Source organism: Acetoanaerobium noterae, from assembly GCF_900168025.1.
Taxonomy (GTDB): Bacteria; Bacillota; Clostridia; order Peptostreptococcales; family Filifactoraceae; genus Acetoanaerobium; species Acetoanaerobium noterae.
Map to the genome: position 1 here is coordinate 228076 of NZ_FUYN01000001.1, position 19648 is coordinate 247723.

17 protein-coding genes are annotated in these 19648 nt (G+C 33.4%); all 17 read right to left on the bottom strand.

Annotation, left to right across the window (positions count from 1 at the left end):
* Window positions 1-52 precede the first annotated feature (52 nt).
* The 17 genes from B5X47_RS01125 to nusA all read right to left on the bottom strand — a co-directional run bounded on the left by B5X47_RS01125 (window position 53) and on the right by nusA (window position 19640).
* The gene (locus B5X47_RS01125; RefSeq protein WP_079588392.1) at window positions 53-1834 is read right to left on the bottom strand and encodes a DEAD/DEAH box helicase; all 1782 of its coding nucleotides are present in this window, start codon (window positions 1832-1834) and stop codon (window positions 53-55) included.
* Window positions 1835-1912: 78 nt separating this feature from the next.
* The gene (gene rny / locus B5X47_RS01130; protein WP_041487447.1) at window positions 1913-3454 is read right to left on the bottom strand and encodes a ribonuclease Y; all 1542 of its coding nucleotides are present in this window, start codon (window positions 3452-3454) and stop codon (window positions 1913-1915) included.
* A gap of 180 nt (window positions 3455-3634) precedes the next feature.
* A complete protein-coding gene (recA, locus tag B5X47_RS01135; protein WP_079588393.1) occupies window positions 3635-4687 on the bottom strand; it encodes a recombinase RecA in 1053 nt (350 codons plus the stop codon).
* 76 nt (window positions 4688-4763) lie between these two features.
* Complete coding sequence (pgsA, locus tag B5X47_RS01140; RefSeq protein WP_079588394.1) at window positions 4764-5282, bottom strand: CDP-diacylglycerol--glycerol-3-phosphate 3-phosphatidyltransferase; 519 nt, start codon at window positions 5280-5282, stop codon at window positions 4764-4766.
* On the bottom strand, window positions 5279-6607 hold the full coding sequence (gene rimO, locus B5X47_RS01145) for a 30S ribosomal protein S12 methylthiotransferase RimO (protein ID WP_079588395.1): 1329 nt from the start codon (window positions 6605-6607) through the stop codon (window positions 5279-5281). The genes pgsA and rimO overlap by 4 nt, the downstream gene beginning before the upstream one ends.
* On the bottom strand, window positions 6608-7651 hold the full coding sequence (gene mnmH / locus B5X47_RS01150; RefSeq protein WP_159446361.1) for a tRNA 2-selenouridine(34) synthase MnmH: 1044 nt from the start codon (window positions 7649-7651) through the stop codon (window positions 6608-6610). It abuts the gene before it with no gap.
* Window positions 7652-7680: 29 nt separating this feature from the next.
* Entirely contained in the window at window positions 7681-9885 is a 2205-nt protein-coding gene (locus B5X47_RS01155) for an FtsK/SpoIIIE family DNA translocase (protein ID WP_079588397.1), read from the bottom strand.
* A gap of 288 nt (window positions 9886-10173) precedes the next feature.
* A complete protein-coding gene (locus tag B5X47_RS01160) occupies window positions 10174-12273 on the bottom strand; it encodes a polyribonucleotide nucleotidyltransferase (protein WP_079588398.1) in 2100 nt (699 codons plus the stop codon).
* Between the two features lie 102 nt (window positions 12274-12375).
* Window positions 12376-12639, bottom strand: a complete 264-nt coding sequence (gene rpsO / locus B5X47_RS01165; protein WP_079588399.1) for a 30S ribosomal protein S15 — start codon at window positions 12637-12639, stop codon at window positions 12376-12378.
* 106 nt (window positions 12640-12745) lie between these two features.
* Window positions 12746-13678: a bifunctional riboflavin kinase/FAD synthetase gene (locus tag B5X47_RS01170; RefSeq protein WP_079588400.1), complete on the bottom strand. Its 933-nt coding sequence runs from the start codon at window positions 13676-13678 to the stop codon at window positions 12746-12748.
* An 18-nt stretch (window positions 13679-13696) separates the two neighbouring features.
* Window positions 13697-14590, bottom strand: coding sequence for a tRNA pseudouridine(55) synthase TruB (gene truB / locus B5X47_RS01175; protein WP_079588401.1), 894 nt, complete (start codon window positions 14588-14590; stop codon window positions 13697-13699).
* On the bottom strand, window positions 14574-15554 hold the full coding sequence (locus B5X47_RS01180) for a DHH family phosphoesterase (RefSeq protein ID WP_079588402.1): 981 nt from the start codon (window positions 15552-15554) through the stop codon (window positions 14574-14576). Before B5X47_RS01180 ends, truB begins: the two co-directional genes overlap by 17 nt.
* Before the next feature lie 4 nt (window positions 15555-15558).
* A complete protein-coding gene (gene rbfA, locus B5X47_RS01185) occupies window positions 15559-15921 on the bottom strand; it encodes a 30S ribosome-binding factor RbfA (protein ID WP_079588403.1) in 363 nt (120 codons plus the stop codon).
* Between the two features lie 22 nt (window positions 15922-15943).
* Window positions 15944-17983 (bottom strand): translation initiation factor IF-2, encoded by a 2040-nt coding sequence (infB, locus tag B5X47_RS01190; protein WP_079588404.1) that lies wholly within the window; start codon window positions 17981-17983, stop codon window positions 15944-15946.
* The gene (locus B5X47_RS01195) at window positions 17970-18293 is read right to left on the bottom strand and encodes a L7Ae/L30e/S12e/Gadd45 family ribosomal protein (RefSeq protein WP_079588405.1); all 324 of its coding nucleotides are present in this window, start codon (window positions 18291-18293) and stop codon (window positions 17970-17972) included. The genes infB and B5X47_RS01195 overlap by 14 nt, the downstream gene beginning before the upstream one ends.
* Window positions 18280-18555 carry an RNase P modulator RnpM gene (gene rnpM, locus B5X47_RS01200; protein ID WP_013361905.1) on the bottom strand — a complete coding sequence of 92 codons (276 nt, stop codon included), beginning with the start codon at window positions 18553-18555 and terminating at the stop codon, window positions 18280-18282. Before rnpM ends, B5X47_RS01195 begins: the two co-directional genes overlap by 14 nt.
* A gap of 11 nt (window positions 18556-18566) precedes the next feature.
* Entirely contained in the window at window positions 18567-19640 is a 1074-nt protein-coding gene (gene nusA / locus B5X47_RS01205) for a transcription termination factor NusA (protein WP_079588406.1), read from the bottom strand.
* Window positions 19641-19648: the final 8 nt, after the last annotated feature.

A 19648-nucleotide genomic window follows, 5' to 3' on the forward strand; every position in this document is an offset into this window, starting at 1 on the left:
TAGTTAAATTATAGTGGTTATTTTCAGAATATTCAATTATAAAGAATAAAATTTATGGTTTTTTTAACAATGATAATATAGTGCTGTCTGAGTCCTCCATCAAAGTGAAAATATAGAGTTCCTCTGTTGCCCTAGTTATGGCAGTATACACCATATTTATGTTTTTTATAAATGACAAAGCATCCGTATATGAATACTCATTAGCTAAGCTGTGAGCATAAAGCATTTCCAATTCGCAAAGAATTACAACCTTATATTCTAAATTATTTATAGAAAATATGTTTGATATTGTTATACCTGATTTATAGGTCAGGTTAGTAAAGTCCTCATTTGCTATCATAAAAGCAATTCCAGCCTCTTCTAAAGCCATCTTTAATAGATACTGAAAGTATATAACAGATTTATTTTTTGTCCTTCTCTTGTTAAATGGATAGATAATACAGATATCGCTGTATTTTATGCCCTTATCTGTGAGCTTTGATATAAGCTCAGTTATATGCTTAAGCTTATCCTCTACTGTATCACATTTAATTATATTTGCAGTTTGTCCTTTATGCCTTTGAGATGTGCTCTTGATATAGTAATCTTCAGGCAAAATCAAATTCTTTTCATCTATATATTTTGTTACATTATCTATAAAGTTGTTCGTAAACTCCGAGAGATTTTTTGTGCATCTATAATTTTTATTAAATTCTGCTATTTCCGCATACTCCAAGTTCTCCCAGCCACCAGTAAAGTTATTCATAAATCCCCTTATATCCTTTGCTTTATCAGAGGAAATCATAAAAAAATGCTTAGTTCTATAAAGTAAATTTTTAAGAAACTGGATATAATCTTCCTTAAAATTTTCAGCCTCATCGATAATAATTCCTTTATAGATATGCTGGCTTTTATAAATCTGGCTTGTTTTTGTAAATATGGTTTCAAATTGTTCATCAAAGGATTTTGGATTATTTTTATCTACCTTCAGACCATAGTTTTTAGATAAATTTAGAATGTAGCTATGGAAATTTATTATTTCAACATTGTTTAGCTTTAATCCCATCATATCTAAGGTCGATCTAATGTCTTGCATCAGCTGTTTATTGAAAGTCAAAAACAGGAATCTATCTTTATCATATATCCTAGATAATTTAATCAGCCTTGCTATAAGTGTAGTTGTTTTACCTGAACCCGCCGGCCCTATAAAAAGAGCATTTCCATATCTAATTGAATTTACTCTAGTGATTTGCTTATCAGTCAAGAAAGTTGCTTGATATTCATGGTCCTTATAATTAAAAATAATCTTTTTAAATTCTTTATTTAAAATTCTTTTATCATCCTCTTTTTTTATCACATGGTATTCTCTCGCAATACTATACCTAAGTAAATTCGATTGAATATCATCATTCTTCTTAGAATAATATTTTTTAAGCTGGATACTATCTTCTTTTAGCAAATAAAATATATTTGAATCTACTATATGAGCTTTTGCAAAATCGTCTTTATAAGAGGATAAGTCTACATATGGCATTATATATATATAATTCACATATAAATTTTTGTATAACCCATTGATTTTACTTATGAAGTAATCGTGCTCTTCCTTCATAATCTCAATGAGCTCTTCTTCAAGTATTGAAAATGTCTCTTCTTGTGTGTCCATAAATTTTATAAATAAAACATGTCCATTTTCTTCATAATATAAGTCTGCATAGAAGTTTTCAAATGGGGTTATTTTTGTTATGCCAATTCCTGAAAGCTTATTTTTAAGATGCTTATAGAACTCTCTCTCACTGTCTTTTACTCTTAATGCTTCAACGTCGGATATTATATTACTCGAATAAAGTTTCATATATCTCCTCCTGATTGCTCGCTTTCTATTATCTTACACTAAAAAAGGGACTCTTGCGAGTCCCTATTGAAATCATATTTATTTAGCGTAATCAACTGCTCTTGTTTCACGAATTATACTTACTTTTATTTGCCCTGGATATTCCATTTCGCTTTCAATCTTCTTGGTTACATCCCTTGCTAATAGTGGTAGGAAATCATCAGTAACGTTGTCAGGCTTAACGATGATTCTAACTTCTCTTCCTGCTTGAATCGCATAAGATTTTTCTACACCTTCATAAGAATTCGCAATTTCTTCAAGTTTTTCAAGTCTCTTGATATAAGCTTCTAAAGTTTCTCTTCTTGCTCCTGGTCTAGCTGCTGATATTGCATCTGCTGCCGTCACTAGAACTGCCTCTACTGACTGAGGTTCATAATCCCCATGATGTGTAGACATAGCGTGGATTACTTCTTTAGGCTCCTTATATCTTCTTAATAGATCCATTCCGATTTCTACGTGTGTTCCTTCCATCTCATGGTCTACTGCTTTACCTATATCATGAAGTAAACCAGCTCTTTTAGCTAGCTTTACATCTGAGCCAATTTCAGCTGCCATGATTCCACATAGATGAGCAATCTCAATAGAATGTTTCAATACGTTTTGTCCATAGCTTGTTCTGTACTTTAATCTACCAAGTAGCTTAACAAGTTCAGGGTGAAGTCCATATACTCCAGTTTCGAAAACGGCTTTCTCGCCTTCTTCTTTAATTATGTTGTCTACTTCCTTTTTAGCTTTTTCTACCATCTCTTCAATCCTAGCAGGATGAATTCTTCCATCTGCTATAAGCTTTTCAAGGGCTATTCTCGCTACCTCTCTTCTTATAGGATCAAATGCTGATAATACTACAGCTTCAGGCGTATCATCGATAATTAAATCAACTCCAGTAAGTGTTTCAAGGGTTCTTATATTTCTTCCTTCTCTTCCTATGATTCTACCTTTCATTTCATCATTTGGTAGACTCACAACGCTTACAGTTGTTTCAGCTACGTGATCTGCAGAACACTTTTGAATAGCATAGGCTACTATTTCTCTAGCTTTTTTGTCTGCTTCATCCTTAGCTTCATGCTCTAGCTCTTTGATTTTTAGAGCTAAATCATGTCTTACTTCTCTTTCAGCATTAGCTAAAATTTGACTTTTAGCTTCTTCAGTTGTCAAATTAGAAATTCCCTCTAATTTTTCTAGTTGCTGAGTTTTGATTTCTTCAATTTGGTTTTCTTTTTCAGTAATCGTTTTTAGTTTCTCTGATAATTTTGTTTCCTTATCTTCCTGTTGAGCTATTTTTTTATCTAAATGCTCTTCCTTTTGGATAAGTCTTTTTTCAAATTTTTGAAGCTCAGATCGTCTTTCTTTATAATCACGATCAAATTCATTTCTCATTTTGTGAACTTCTTCTTTTGCCTCAATTAATTTTTCTTTTTTTACTGTTTCAGAGTCTTTTTCAGCTTTTTCAACAATTTCTTTAGCTACTATTTCGGCTTGGTTAATCTTGCCTTCTGCAATTTTCTTTCTGGCCATATATCCTATAAATGCTGCTATGATTGCAGTTACAAGTGCAATTAGTATTGCGTTTGTTATAGTTATAATTATAGCCACCTCCTTTTTTATATTTTTTAAGGTGTATATCACCTCTAATTTTAATATTTATATGGCTTTGTGTCAAGAATGCACTATTTTACAGGATATGCAAAAAAGCTCCATCTGGAGCTTTTTTTGATTAGTTGTATATTAAATTAAAGCATTATAGAATATATAATTATTCGATTACTCATCTTTTGAATCGTCAACATCAGTTTTTGCAATCTCAATAGGAGAAGTATTAATATTAAAATACTCTCTTACCTTTGATTCAACTTCGTTCATAAGCTCTGGGTTTTCCATGAAAAATTGCTTAACATTTTCTCTTCCTTGTCCTAATCTTTCTTCATTATAGCTATACCAAGCCCCAGATTTTTTTATAATATCTAAGTTTGCACCTATATCAACAAGCTCTCCAACTTTAGATATTCCTTGACCGTACATGATATCAAATTCGCATTGTTTGAACGGCGGAGCTACTTTATTTTTGACAACCTTAACTCTCGTTCTGCTTCCTAGCATAGTGTCACCTTGCTTGATAACATCTATTTTTCTTACATCTAATCTAACAGAGGCGTAGAATTTTAGTGCTCTACCTCCTGTTGTAGTTTCTGGATTTCCAAACATAACGCCTACTTTTTCTCTAAGCTGGTTGATAAAAATAGTTATTGTTTTGGATTTATTGATAGAGCCAGCTAGCTTTCTAAGCGCTTGTGACATAAGTCTAGCTTGAAGTCCTATATGAGAATCTCCCATTTCTCCTTCGATTTCGGCTTTAGGTACAAGAGCCGCTACCGAGTCTACAACAATTATATCTATAGCACCACTTCTAACTAGGGATTCTGTAATTTCAAGTGCCTGCTCCCCAGTATCTGGCTGTGATACTATCAGCTTATCTATATCTACACCTAATGCTTTTGCATATACAGGGTCAAGAGCATGCTCTGCATCTACAAAGGCAGCTATGCCACCTAGTTTCTGAGCTTCAGCTACTGCATGAAGAGCCACAGTAGTTTTACCTGAAGATTCAGGTCCATATATCTCAACGATTCTACCTTTCGGTAGACCCCCTATACCAATTGCTACATCAAGTCCAATCGAGCCTGTAGATATAGTTTCTATATTCATTTTTGCGTTTTCGCCTAAGGTCATTATAGAGCCTTTTCCAAAGTCTTTTTCTATTTTAGCTATAGCTGCATCTAATGCTTTACGTTTTTCTTCCATACGTTTTTCATCCATTTATACTCCACCTTTCTATCGAACATAAGTTCTAATATGATTATATATCACAAATATATGTTCGTCAACCAATGGTTTATTTTTGGGATATAAGTTTTTTGTTTTTCATTAAATAGTCCATTCCAGAAACAAATGTAAGGATTACAGCAATCCACATTACGTATATTCCGTATTTTATATTTAATAAAAGCATTAAAACTGCAATTATCTGAGATACTGTTTTAGCTTTTCCACCTTGTGAAGCCGCAATTACTTGACCAGTATTAGCAGCTATAGCTCTAAGTATGCTCACAGCATATTCTCTAGTTATTATGAGAACAATCATCCATGCTGGAATCAAATTCATTTCTACTAATACCGCAAGAGCTGCAACAACTAAAACTTTATCAGCTAGAGGATCCATAAACTTTCCAAAATCAGTAATCAAATTATACTTTCTAGCCAAGTATCCATCCAAAAAATCTGTAAATGATGCAACAGCAAATATAATAGCTGAAATAGGTAAAACCTGAGAATCTTTTTCGAAATATACTGCTACTAAGAAAAATGGCACCATTATCATTCTGGAAAGTGTCAACTTATTTGCTATATTCATATTATTTCATCTCCTAGTAAATCATATTCCATAGCATCTTTTATAGTTACTTTTGTAAATTCACCTTCATTATGTGAAGCTAAAGCTTTGACATATATAATTCCATCTATTTCTGGTACATCCCTGTAGCTTCTAGCTTCATATAAATTTGGCTCAATTTCTTTTTCTATTATAACTTCGAAGTCTTTACCTATAAGAGCTTGATTTTTCCTTAAAGAAATCTCTTGCTGTAACTGCATTATTTTATTTTTTCTCTCTTCTTTTATTTCTTCTGCAACTTGACCACTCATAATAGCAGCTGGCGTTCCTTCTTCTTTAGAATATGCAAACACTCCAAGTCTATCGAATTCAATTTTTTTGACAAAATCATAAAGGGCATCAAATTCCTCATCTGTTTCTCCAGGAAAACCCGTTATTAGCGTCGTTCTAAGTACAGCCTCTGGAATGTGAGCTTTGATTAATGCTATTGTGTCTTCGATGTGCTTTCCAGTAGTTTTTCTATTCATTCTTTTTAGAACTTGGTCATGACTGTGCTGAATTGGCATATCGAAATATGAGCATACCTTGTCAGATTCTTTGACTGCAAGTATAAGGTCTAAATCTATATCTTCTGGATAGGAATACAAGAATCTAATCCAGTTTAAGTCTTCAATTGTATTTAGCTCTCTAAGCAGTCTAGGCAAGCTTTTTTCGTTATAAATATCGAGTCCATATTTTGTTGTGTCTTGAGCTATGATAATGATTTCTTTTACCCCACTAGCTGCTAACTCTTTTGCTTCCTTTACTATATCCTCTAGCTTTCTGCTTCTGTATTTACCTCTAAGCTTGGGAATTATGCAATAGGTGCATAGGTTATCACATCCTTCAGCTATTTTTAAGAAAGCGGTGTACTTCTCAGTAAGCAAGCTTCTCTTTGAATCGGGCTTTAAATCGTGATTGATATCTAAAATCAAGCTGTTATTTTCACCAAGCTCCAATCCCTGAATTATATTGTATATATGCTCAAAGCTAGTGGTTCCTAAAAACGAATCCACTTCTGGAAGTTCTTTTTTTAGCTCCTCACTATATCGTTGTGATAAGCATCCTGTAACAATTAAATGCTTTAGCTTTCCAATTTGCTTATACTTTGCAATTTCCAGTATTTCATTTATAGATTCTTCTTTTGCTGATTCTATAAATCCACAGGTATTAATTACAGCTATATCAGCTAACTGAGGAGAGTCAACTTTTTGCAATCCATTTTCGAGCAATATATTCAGCATGACCTCTGAGTCAACTAGATTTTTTGAGCATCCAAGCGTTGAAATAAAAACACTTTTATTCATTTATATCTCCTTTTCAGCATTATCATAGTATTCTAAGATTTTACTTACAGCCAAATCAATTTCATCTGATGAAACTGACATATCATATTCGTATTTATCTATAGAATAGCTATATAATTTATCATAATAATTTAGAATTAAAAAATGCGCTACATATTCGTAATCCTTGTTTTCTATTTTGTTAATCAAGTCCTCTACAGCTTTTGTTCCAATAGTATCTTTTAATCTTGTAGTTGATTTTTTTAGGTATTCATCATCCTTAGTATTATACTTCGTATAATCCTTTACTAATCTTATTACCCTATTTTCAGCAGAGGAATTTACTAAAATATGTTTTCCATCTGTCATTGTATCCCAAAAGCTCTTACACAAAGTAACTTTTCCTATTTTCTTACTTTCGCTTTCCATAAGCACATTTTTGAATTTTGACTCTCTCAATATCTTTACAATTCGTGAATCAAACCATTTTTGGGTAGGAGCTTTACCTGAATAAAAAATTTCGCCATATACTGAGCCGCTATTTTGAGCCAAGGCTTCTAGATTAAGTACACAGCAACCTTTTTCTTCAAGTGCTTCTAAGAGCTGAGTTTTACCTGTTCCTGTATGCCCATGAAGCACAATGAATTGATGCTTCATACCTAAATTCTCAAGATAATCTAATACATAGTTTCTGTAGGATTTATACCCTCCACTAATTTTTAAAACATTTAGACCCATTTCATTTAAAAAATTTACAAGTGAGCCGCTTCTCATACCTCCTCTAAAGCAATATAGTATTATTTGATTATATTGCTTAGATAGAGTCAAATATTTGTTGTAGAAATCTTGAAGCTTTGGAGAGGTTATTTCTATTCCTGTTTTTACAGCAACTTCCTTTCCCTTTTGTTTATATAAGGTTCCTATTATAGCTCTTTCATCATCATCAAATATTGGAATATTGATTGAATCAGGGATATGATCTTCCTCATATTCTTTCGGTGTTCTAACATCTACAATTATTGAATTTTGTAATTCTAATACTTCTTCTATACTGATTTCTTTCAAAATTACACCTTCCTGCGTTTAAATTCCATCTATTTTTCTTTAATGTTTTCTATATAGACCTTTCTTGGCTTTACTCCATCGCTTGGCCCAACTATACCTTTTTGCTCAAGGTCGTCTATAATTCTAGAGGCTCTATTATAGCCTATTCTAAATTTTCTTTGAAGCAGTGATGTTGAGGCTTGCTCTTTTTCCTTAATAAAATCTAGGATTTCTGTTATTAATTCATCCTCTGGATTATCTGCTTGCTCCTTTATCTTTTCAATTTCTTGGATTATTTCAGTGTTATCAATGTCCACGTTATTTTTTTCTTTTATAAAGTCAGTGATTTTAATTACTTCATTCTCAGAAATAAAAGCTCCCTGAATACGCACTGGTTTATTTGCTCCCATAGGATAGTAAAGCATATCTCCTCTTCCTAGTAGTTTCTCAGCTCCTCCAGTATCTAAAATTGTTCTAGAATCTGTCTGCGAAGATACAGAAAATGCTATTCTTGATGGAATATTAGCCTTAATAAGTCCTGTGATTACATCTACTGATGGTCTTTGTGTTGCAATAACAAGGTGGATTCCACAAGCCCTAGCCATTTGTGCCAGTCTGCATATTGCATCTTCTATTTCATTTGGGCTCACCATCATCAAATCAGCAAGCTCGTCTATTATAAGAACGATTCTAGGAAGTCTTTCTTCAAATTTTTCATTGTACCCATTTATATCCTTTACTTTTGATTCTGCAAACAACTTGTATCTTCTATTCATCTCTGCTACTGCCCAGTTCAAAGCATTAGGTGCCTTTTTCATATTTGTTACAACTGGGATTAGAAGATGAGGTATATCATTGTAAACTGAAAGCTCAACCATTTTAGGGTCTATCATAATCATCTTTACATCTTTAGGCGAGTACTTATATAGTATACTGCAAATTAAGGTGTTTATACATACACTTTTCCCAGAGCCTGTTGCTCCAGCTACTAGCATATGTGGCATTCTTGCTATGTCTGCTACTATTACATTACCACCAATATCCATTCCTACTCCAAAGGCTATATCTACATTTGATGTATTGAAAGCTTTACTTTCTATTATATCTTTAAAGCTCACTACCTCACTTGTATCATTTGGTATTTCTATGCCTATCAGTGATTTCCCAGGTATAGGAGCTTCTATTCTTATTGTTTGAGCCGCAAGAGCTAAAGCTAAATCCTCAGTAAGATTAGTTACCTTGCTCACCTTAGTTCCTGGTCTTGGTTCTAGTTCATATCTAGTTATTGTTGGCCCTTGAGAAATACTTTTTACCTTTGCATCTACTCCAAAGTTAAGTAAAGTACTTTCTAATGTCTTAGAATTTTTCATTTTGCTACTAGAATCTTTTTTAGGATTTTTTTCTCGGCTATTTAATAGCTCTAACCCTGGAAATACATAAGAGTCATCACTTAATTTTCTAGGTCTTTTCATTACTGCTGGAATTTCTAAATCCAACTCATTTTCTGGCATTTCAGGCTTAACTAGTTTCTCTTTAGTCTCATGAATAATTTCGATATCATCTGTTTCAACTTGAAGCTGAATAGGTTTTTTTCGTGGCTTTATAACAGCTTTTTTATCTTCATCTTCATCTGAGTCTACTAGCACAAAATCTGTTATCTTTGCTTTTGTGTTTATTATAAATTCCTTAATATATGATGGTCCTGTTTTAAATATTTCAAAAAATTTCGCAGGATCAATTTTAAAATAATAAATTAGAACAAAGAGTATTAAGGATATGCAAAGTAAACTGGTGCCTGCAGTTCCAAGCAGCCCATGAAAATAATAGGTAATTATGCTTGTAATAAGCCCTGAGCCTTCTCCTCTTTGAGCCATAGAAAATATCAATCTGCTGTTTTCAAGGCTAAGAGGTGTAGTCCTAGGTAAAAAATTCCTTTGCAGTAAGCCATATATAAGGACAACAACTGTTGTCAAAATAAAGGCCAGAAGCTTAGGTATTTTTTGGTATTGAATTTTTTCAGGATATATGAGCTTGTATACCCCTAAAAATATTAAAACGAATGCTATTAATATAGATAGCTTCGAAAACAAGCCCAGCAGTATATACTTTATGCTCTGTCCAACTATACCCATTGATTCCGTTCTAACTGACAAAGTCATAAAAATACCAAAAAAAATGTAGCCTACTGCAAGTAGATTTTCATTTATTTGACTAGGTTTCTTCTTTTTTCGTGTTTTTCGCTTTACTCTCGACATACTTTCATCCACTACTTTCAGATACTTTTAATAATTATGTACTTTTATTCTTAGCTGATATTTTCACAGGTCTTACATTATTATACTATTTTAACTATTAATTATCAAAGATTGCTTATTTCTCAATATCATTTCTCCATTTCAAAGCGCACTCATCTTGTTCACAAATTATTTTGATTAATACAATAAAAAATCAGCTGGAATTTTCCATCTGATTTTTTTTTGCTTATTGTAAATTCAAAAAATTGGCTTTGAATATAAGCAAGCTTTATTACATTAATAGGGCTTTTATTCTTCTTTTGCAGGTTCTTCTGGCTTTAATAAAGCTTTTCTTGAAAGATTCATTCTGCCTTGAGCATCTATTTCAGTAAGAAGAACTTCAAACTCGTCTCCGACAGAAAGCACATCTTCTACTTTATTTACTCTTTTCACATCAATTTGTGATACATGAAGCAAGCCTTCTTTTCCTGGTAAAATTTCCATGAAAGCTCCAAATGCCATTAGCTTTGTAACTTTACCCATGTATTTTTGTCCTACTTCAGGAACCTTTACGATATTTTCTATCATCGCTCTAGCTTTCTTGCCCATATCTCTAGCAACTGCTGCGATAAATACGTTTCCGTCATTTTCTATATCTATTTTAACACCAGTTTCTTCTATGATTTTATTGATTACTTTTCCGCCAGGTCCGATTACATCCCTGATTTTATCTGGATCAATTTTCATTGTGATAATCATAGGTGCATACTCAGAGATTTCTTCTCTTGGAGCACTTAAAGTTTTCTTCATTTCGTTTAATATATGAAGTCTTCCTACTCTAGCTTGCTCTAAAGCTCTAGTTAAAATTTCTTCGTCTATACCAGCTATTTTAATATCCATTTGAATTGCAGTTATACCTTTTTCTGTTCCTGCAACTTTAAAGTCCATATCTCCAAGGAAGTCTTCCATACCCTGGATATCTGAAAGTATAGCTACATCGTCGCCTTCTTTGATAAGGCCCATAGCAATACCTGCTACCATGTCCTTAAGTGGAACTCCCGCATCTAAAAGTGATAATGTACTTCCACATACGCTCGCCTGAGAAGTAGATCCGTTTGATGAAAGAACCTCTGATACTACTCTAATAGCATAAGGAAAATCTTCTTTGCTTGGAAGCATAGGCTCAAGTGCTCTTTCTGCAAGTGCTCCATGTCCGATTTCTCTTCTTCCAGGACCTCTAGATGGTCTTGCTTCTCCTACAGAATACGCAGGGAAATTGTAGTGGTGCATATAACGCTTTTCTTCTTCTTCACTTAAGCCATCAAGAATTTGAACATCTCCTAAAGCTCCTAATGTAGTGATGCTCATTACCTGAGTCTGTCCTCTTGTAAATATAGCCGAGCCATGAGTTCTAGGAAGAACACTAGCTTCACTCCAGATTGGTCTAATTTCTTCATGCATTCTATTATCTGGTCTAATTTTATCTTTTAATATAAGCTCTCTTACGCCATCCTTAGTAAGCTTATAAATAATTTCACTTACGTCTTTCATATTTTCAGGATAAATATCCACAAAGTGCTCTAGGATATCTTGCTTAACTTTATCCATGTTTTCAAGTCTTTCTTGCTTATCTTTAGTAAGGATAGCATCTTTCATTTTTTGCTTTCCATATTCAGACACTGCGCTCAGAATTTCTTCTTGAGGTACAAATAGTACAACCTCATCTTTAGGCTTTCCAATATCATTAACGATTTCTTCGATAAATCCAACTATTTTTTTAATTTCTTCATGAGCAAATAGTATTGCTTTTAGCATAGTATCTTCTGAAATCTCATTAGACCCTGCTTCAACCATCATTATTGCTTCTTTTGTTCCTGATACTACTAAATACATTTGAGATTTTGCTCTTTGGTCTAAATCTGGGTTGATTATAAATTCTCCATCTATTAATCCAACTGAAACAGATCCAGTAGGTCCATTAAAAGGAATTGATGAAATTGAAAGAGCTATAGATGAGCCTATCATAGCCATTGTATCTGGATTAGCATTTTGGTCCATTGATAATACTGTAGCTACTACTTGTACATCGTTTCTATATCCTTTTGGAAATAAAGGTCTAATAGGACGATCTATCAGTCTTGATGTTAGAATTGAACGTTCTGAAGGTCTTCCTTCTCTTTTTATAAAGCCGCCTGGAATCTTACCTGCTGCATATAACTTTTCTTCATAGTCAACACTTAGAGGAAAGAAATCTATTCCGTCTCTAGGCTTTTCTGAATTTGTAGCTATAACTAAAACCACTGTATCTCCACTGCGAAGAATACATGCGCCATTAGCAAGCTCTGCAACTTTACCTATTTCTACTGACAGATTTTTACCGCCAATAGAGGTTTCGTATATTTTGCTCATATTTACCTCCTATTTAAACCTTATTCTTTAATATATTATAAAACACAATTAACATTTTCAAAGCTATTATAGAAAAAGAGCAGGATATTCCCGCTCTTTTGATTACTTTCTTAGTCCAAGACTTTGAATAAGTGTGTTATATCTACCTAGATCTTTTGCTTTTAGGTATCTAAGAAGTGATCTTCTTTGTCCTACCATTTTAAGTAGTCCTCTTCTTGAGTGGTGATCTTTCTTGTGAATCTGAAGATGACCGTTAAGCTCGTTGATTCTTTCTGTAAGAAGAGCTACCTGAACCTCTGGAGAACCTGTATCTCCTTCATGTGTTGCAAATTTCTCGATAATTTCTATCTTTCTTTCCTTTACCATGTAAAACACCTCCATTAATATAAGCGCCTGATGCCAAGTAGTGGACGGTACCCAATTACCCAGCATAGGTTATTTAACCATCTGTTATTGTAACATATAGCACAAATCAAGTAAAGATATAATTTTTTATTCTGAGGACATCTCTATTTAACTGTCTTATTAAATCATCTAAAGAGTTAAACTTAAGTTCATCCCTTAATCTATCCATAAAATAAAGTTTGACTGATTTTCCATAGATATCGTCTTCAAACTCTAATATATGCGCTTCTACAAATATTTCCTGAAACGGCTTATTTGACTGTATTGTTGGATTATAGCCAATGCTTACAGCCGCATCATATGTTTTACCATCTACTTCTATCTTGCAAAAATACACTCCTCGTTTAGGAAGCAGTATATCCTGATTCACCTCTAAGTTAGCCGTTGGAAAGCCTAATTTTCGTCCTATTTTTTTTCCGTGAACTACTTTGCCTTCAAGCATATATTTTCGTCCCAAAAAAAATTCTGCTCTTTTTACTTCTCCGGTTTTTATCAGTTCTCGTATAAAGGAACTAGAAACCCTCATGTTTTCAACCATAACAGGCTGTACTATATGAACATCAAAGCCTAGCTTCTTCCCAACCTCATATAGATAATCAACACTGCCTTGTCTTCCATTTCCAAGCTTCGAATCAAATCCCATTACTATATCAGTAGCATTTAGCTTACTGAGCAGAATTTCTTTTGCAAACACTTCCGTGCTCATATCTTTGATTGTGTAGTCAAATGGCACCGAGACTAAATCTTTAATTCCCATTTGCTCTATTATCTTGACCTTTTGCTCAAAGCTTGTAAGATAATCTATCTGTTTTTTGTATAAAAACTCTAAAGGATGATTCGAAAAAGTAAACATAACTGGTAAAATATCTTTTTCCTCACCGATAGCAATGGTTCTATTTATTAGCTCTTTGTGCCCAAGATGGACTCCATCAAAGTTTCCAATAGTAACAGCTGTAGGTTTATCAAAAGCTATGTTGTCTAAGCTGGAATATATGTTCAAATTAAATCACTCCATAATTTATATAAAGAGAGTATCACTTTTTAAGAAGTTTTCAGTGTCCTTATTCTTAATAAATCCAATACCCATAAAACGGCCTGAATCATCAAAAACTCTGACTTTTTGATTTACATATGGATTTATATCAGTTAAAAGCCCTTTATATGAAACTTCACATCCATTAATATATGCAACTGATGCTGTAGATTTTATAACCACATCATCCATATCTAGATTTAAGTCTGATATCGAAATTAGATTTTTCTCTAAATCAAAGCTTCCTATTTCTTCTAAGGTAATCGAATTTTCAATATCAAATTCGCCTGATTTAGTTCTTATAAGTAAGCTCATATATGCTACAGTTCCTAAATCTTCAGCTATATCTCTTACTAGACTCCTTACATAGGTACCACTTGAACAAGTGATATCAATCATCAGCCTTGGAAACTCGTAATCAATAACCTCAATATTGTAGATTGTAACCATTCTAGATGGTATTTCTTTTATTTCTTGGCCTTTTCTAGCCTTTTCATACAATCTAACTCCATCTATTTTAATTGCACTATAGGCTGGAGGAACTTGCTGTATTTCTCCATGAAACTTATCCAAAATACTTTTTATTTTCTCAAATTCTATATTTTCTGTTTCCTTGACATCTATTACTTTTCCATAGGAATCTAGTGTATCAGTACTTTTTCCAAAAATCATTTCACATCTGTATTTTTTTTGCTTTTGCATGATATACTGACTTAGTTTTGTTCCTTTTCCTATGCAAATTGGAAGCACTCCAGCAGCATTTGGATCTAAGGTTCCAGTATGTCCTACTTTTTTAATATTAAGGTTTTTCCTTATAAAGGAAACAACGTCATGAGATGTCATCCCACTTGGCTTTAATATATTAATGATTCCATCCATGCTCTTTTAGATACTCCCTTATATAGTTAAGAACCATAGCTACAGCTTCTTGCAGAGAATTATTTATAGTACAGCCTGCTGCACGCATATGTCCTCCTCCATCGAATTTTGAAGCTATTTCGTTTACATTTATAAACTGCTTTGACCTAAATGAAACTTTGACGTGTTTAGGTCCTCTTTCCTTAAATAAAATGCCTAGCTCTACACCATCTAAATTCACGGTATAGTTAACAAGGTCTTCTGTATCTTCATAGCTTACTCCATATTTTTCTAGCATCTTGGTTTCTAGAATCATAAAAGAGAATATACCTTCTTTTTCTAAAGTAGATACAGTTTCAGCAGAAAGCCTTACATAGTCATATGAATCGCTCTGGTAGATATTTCGAGTAACTTCCTGTTTATCCGCTCCCTTTGAAAGCAAATCAGCTGCCATCAAAAAAGCACTAATACTTGCATTGTCATACTGAAATCTTCCAGTATCCGTTACAAGCCCTGTGTAAAGAGCTTGGGCTATTTTAGGACTGATAAGATTACTATCAATCTTAGAAACTAAATTATAAACTAGCTCTGAAGTTGAGGATGCATCTGTAACTACATAATTATAATCACCGAACCTATTGTTGCTTTGATGGTGATCTATATTTATTAAGCTACTAGCAGTATTAATGATATCTTTTCCTATAGCAAGACGGTTTATATCTCCACAGTCAAGTGCGATTAAAGTATACTCTGAGCTTAAAATCTGCTTAGATAATTCACTTGATTCTAGTATTTTTTCATTGCCATATAAAAAAGCTAGATTCTGTGGAAAAGAATCATTTAAAACATAATATGACTCTTTTCCCATAGCTCTTAAAAACCACGTAAGCGCTAAGCTAGAACCTACATTATCACCATCAGGTGCAACATGACTAGTTATTATAAATGTTTTACTTGAGTTAATTACATCTATAATTTGGTTCATAAAATTACTCTCCACTTTCTATATTCAAATCATTGATGAGCTTCGACATATTAACTCCTCTTTCTATCGAATCATCCATTTTAAATATTAATTCAGGAGTATATCTTAATTTTATGTCCTTACCTACTTCTTTTCTTATAAAACCAGATGCACTTTTAAATCCCTCTAAAACTTTATCAGAGTCATTTCCTAGTACACTAATATAGATGTAAGCATACTTTAAATCTCTTACTACATCTACAGTCGTTATAGAGATAAGAGATCTGCTATCTATTATTCTGATATCTTTTATTCTTTGCTCTCTTAAAAGCTCAGTAATGGATTTTTTTATTTCTTCGCCAATTCTTCTAGTTCTTTCATAGCTCATTTATATCACCTGCCATATCTAGCTATTTTCTTTCAACTTCCTTAATTACATATGCCTCAATGATGTCGCCTTCTTTGATATCATTGAAATTTGTAAGTCCTATACCACATTCGTAGCCTGTTGCTACTTCTTTTACATCGTCTTTAAATCTTCTAAGAGAATCAATTGTTCCATCATAAACAACTATTCCATCTCTTACAAGACGAGCTTTTGCATTTCTGAGAATTTTACCACTTATTACATATGATCCAGCAACCATTCCAGCATTAGGCACTTTAAATGGCAATCTTATTTCTGCTTTTCCAAGCTCTTCTTCAACATACTCAGGGTCAAGCATACCCTTCATCGCTTTTTCGATATCCTCTATAGCTTCATAAATGATTCTATATGTTCTCATATCTACTTTTTCACGCTCTACAAGAGTATTCGCTCCAGTTGAAGGTCTAACATTAAATCCAATTACTATTGCATTAGATGCAGATGCTAGCATTATATCAGATTCTGTTATTGCACCTACTCCACCGTGGATTACTCTTACAGAAACCTCTTCATTCGTAAGCTTTTCTATAGATTGGCGAACTGCCTCAACAGAGCCTTGAACGTCTGCTTTAACTATTATGTTAAGTTCTTTTAATTCTCCGTGTTGCATTTTTTCAAATAAATCTTCTAAAGAAATTTTAGAGCTAGCTTTCATTTGCTCATCTCTAATCTTTTCTTTTCTTTTTTCTGCAATAGTTCTTGCTGCCTTATCACTTGCAAGAACAACGAACTGATCTCCTGCATTAGGAACTTCATTTAGTCCTAATATCTCAACAGGAGTTGATGGAGGAGCTTTTTTAATTCTCTTTCCCTTATCGTTAATCATAGCACGAACTTTTCCATAAGATGAGCCTGCAACAATAGGGTCACCTACTTTAAGCGTTCCATTTGAAATTATTACTGTAGCAACAGGACCTCTACCTTTATCTAGGTTTGATTCTATAACAGTACCTACAGCATTACGATCTGGATTAGCTTTTAGCTCTTCCATTTCAGCCACTAATAGTACCATCTCTAAAAGAGTATCTATATTCTCACCTGTTTTAGCTGAAACAGGTACGTCTATAACATCTCCACCCCATTCTTCAACCAGTAAGCCTTTTTCTGATAATTCTTGTCTAACTCTTTCAATATTAGCGGAAGGCTTATCTATTTTATTAATGGCAATTATTATAGGAACACCAGCCGCCTTTGAATGGTTTATTGCTTCAACAGTCTGAGGCATAATTCCATCATCTGCCGCAACAACTAATATTGCAATATCCGTAACTTTCGCTCCTCTTGAACGCATTTCAGTAAACGCCTCATGACCAGGAGTATCCAAAAATACAACCTTCTTACCATTTACAGTTACCTCTGAAGCTCCGATGTGCTGAGTGATTCCTCCCGCTTCTCTATCTGTAACTCTTGTGTTTCTAATTGAGTCAAGAAGTGAAGTTTTACCATGGTCAACGTGTCCCATAACAGTAACTATAGGAGGTCTAGGTTTTAAATCCTCTGCTTCATCTTCTTCGATAATTATATCAGCAGCTTCTTCTTCTTTTTCTTCTCTTTCAAGCAAAATATCATAATCTAAAGCTATTTTTTCAGCTGTTTCAAATTTAATCTCTTGATTAATATTTGCCATGATACCTAGCTTGATTAGCTTCATTATTACTTCAGATGCAGCAATATCTAATTTTTTCGCTAAATCTCCCACAACAATAGTATCACCTATTATTATAGCGTTTGAGTCATAAGCTTCTTCCTCTTCGAAATCCATTTCCTCTGGCTCAATTTCTTGTTTAGGCTGCTCTTTAATAGTTTCTATGTCCTTAATATCTTCTACTTCTGTTTTTGTCATATTTTCCTCTTTCTCTTCTCTTTTATCCCCCAAAAGCTCAATGATGACTTCTGCTTCTTCCATAGAAAGAGAACTCATATGATTTGTAACTTTTATATCTAATTCTTCCAGCTTTTCAATTAGTTCTTTACTGGTCATGTTTAGTTCCTGTGCAATTTTATATACTCTAGTCTTTTGCATAGGCTCCACCTCCTAGTAATTTTAACATGCTTTGTGAAAATCCTTCATCCGTTATCCCTATTACTACTCTTTCGTCTTTTCCAATTGCATTTCCTATTTGTAGTCTATCTAGCTCTTCACTTACTGGGATATCTCTGTAGCTACATTTGTCTTTGATTCTTTTTCTAGTATTTTCTGAAGCATCACTAGCTAAAAAAACTAATTTTACTTTATTCTTTTTTATAGCTTCTAGAGTGATTCCTTCTCCTGATACCATTTTTCTGCTTTTGTAAGCAAATCCTATAAGTGTTAATACTTTACTTAGATTCAAGTTTTTCCAGCTCCAATTTTAATTTTTCATAAACTTCTTGTGAAATTTCTGTTTTAAATGCTCTGTTCAGGGCTTTTGTCTTTATCGCTTTTTCGAGACACGCCATCTCTTTGCAGATATAAGCTCCTCTTCCATTCGCTTTAAGGGTTGGATCAAAGAAAATCTCTCCATCTTTATTTCTAACTATCCTTATTAATGCTTTTTTGTCGCTTCTTTCATTACAGGCTATACATTTTCTTTGAGGAATTTTCTTCTGCTTCATTCCTATCCCTCCTATAATTCGGCCTGACTTTCACTTTTTATATCTATCTTCCATCCAGTCAATTTTGCTGCTAATCTAGCATTTTGACCTTCCTTACCTATAGCTAACGATAGCTTGTCATCAGGTACTACTACCTTTGCGCTCTTGTCATCTTCATTTACATCTACTGATATTACCTTAGAAGGGCTAAGAGAAGCAGATATAAATTCCTTTGGATCCTCGCTATATATAATTATATCTATTTTTTCACCTTTTAACTCATCAACTATGTTTTTAACTCTTTGTCCTTTTGGTCCTACACATGCTCCTATAGGGTCTACATTTTCATCTACAGAGTGCACTGCCATTTTTGTTCTAGAGCCTGCTTCTCTTGATATAGATTTAATTTGAACTACACCATCAAATATTTCAGGTACTTCACTTTCAAATAATCTTTTAACTAACCCTGGATGACTTCTAGAAACTAAAATTTGTGGTACATTGTTGTTCTTCTTAACCTCAAGAACATAAACCTTAACTCTAGCTCCTGGCATATAGTTTTCAAAAGGTATTTGCTCAGAAGGAGGAAGTACTGCTTCTGCAGATATAGTGATTTCCTTGCTTCCTATAATGCTAAGATTCACATATACATTTCCTTTTCCTTGTCTTGATACTTCTCCAGTTATAATCTCAGATTCTCTGTTTAAAAACTCTTCGTAAACAATATCTCTTTCAGCTTCTTTAATCTTTTGAATAACCATTTGTCTAGCTGCTTGAGCTGCTATTCTACCGAAATTTTTTGGAGTAACTTCTTCTTCAATTACATCTCCGTCTCCATAGTTTGGTCCATAGCGTTCTTGAGCTTCCTCAACGCTAATTTCCCCTTCTCCCAAATCGTATTCATATTTGTTAACAACTGATTTTCTGCTGAAGACTTTAACTTCACCTTTATCTTTATCCATTTCTACTCTAACATTACTTGATGTTCCAAAATTCTTTTTATAAGCATTAAGTAGTGCCGATTCTAAAGCCTCGAATAGAATTTCTTTGCTTATGCCTTTTTCCGTTTCAATTTGTTCTAAGGCAGCAATAAATTCAGCGTTCATTTTTTTTC

Coding starts and splice junctions, on each gene's coding strand:
- truB (WP_079588401.1), bottom strand. CDS start 14,590: ATGGATGGAATCATTAATATATTAAAGCCAAGTGGGATGACATCTCAT.
- B5X47_RS01160 (WP_079588398.1), bottom strand. CDS start 12,273: ATGAGCAAAATATACGAAACCTCTATTGGCGGTAAAAATCTGTCAGTA.
- recA (WP_079588393.1), bottom strand. CDS start 4,687: ATGGATGAAAAACGTATGGAAGAAAAACGTAAAGCATTAGATGCAGCT.
- rbfA (WP_079588403.1), bottom strand. CDS start 15,921: ATGAGCTATGAAAGAACTAGAAGAATTGGCGAAGAAATAAAAAAATCC.
- rnpM (WP_013361905.1), bottom strand. CDS start 18,555: ATGAAGCAGAAGAAAATTCCTCAAAGAAAATGTATAGCCTGTAATGAA.
- B5X47_RS01180 (WP_079588402.1), bottom strand. CDS start 15,554: ATGAACCAAATTATAGATGTAATTAACTCAAGTAAAACATTTATAATA.
- rimO (WP_079588395.1), bottom strand. CDS start 6,607: ATGAATAAAAGTGTTTTTATTTCAACGCTTGGATGCTCAAAAAATCTA.
- pgsA (WP_079588394.1), bottom strand. CDS start 5,282: ATGAATATAGCAAATAAGTTGACACTTTCCAGAATGATAATGGTGCCA.
- infB (WP_079588404.1), bottom strand. CDS start 17,983: ATGCAAAAGACTAGAGTATATAAAATTGCACAGGAACTAAACATGACC.
- rpsO (WP_079588399.1), bottom strand. CDS start 12,639: ATGGTAAAGGAAAGAAAGATAGAAATTATCGAGAAATTTGCAACACAT.
- B5X47_RS01155 (WP_079588397.1), bottom strand. CDS start 9,885: ATGTCGAGAGTAAAGCGAAAAACACGAAAAAAGAAGAAACCTAGTCAA.
- nusA (WP_079588406.1), bottom strand. CDS start 19,640: ATGAACGCTGAATTTATTGCTGCCTTAGAACAAATTGAAACGGAAAAA.
- B5X47_RS01125 (WP_079588392.1), bottom strand. CDS start 1,834: ATGAAACTTTATTCGAGTAATATAATATCCGACGTTGAAGCATTAAGA.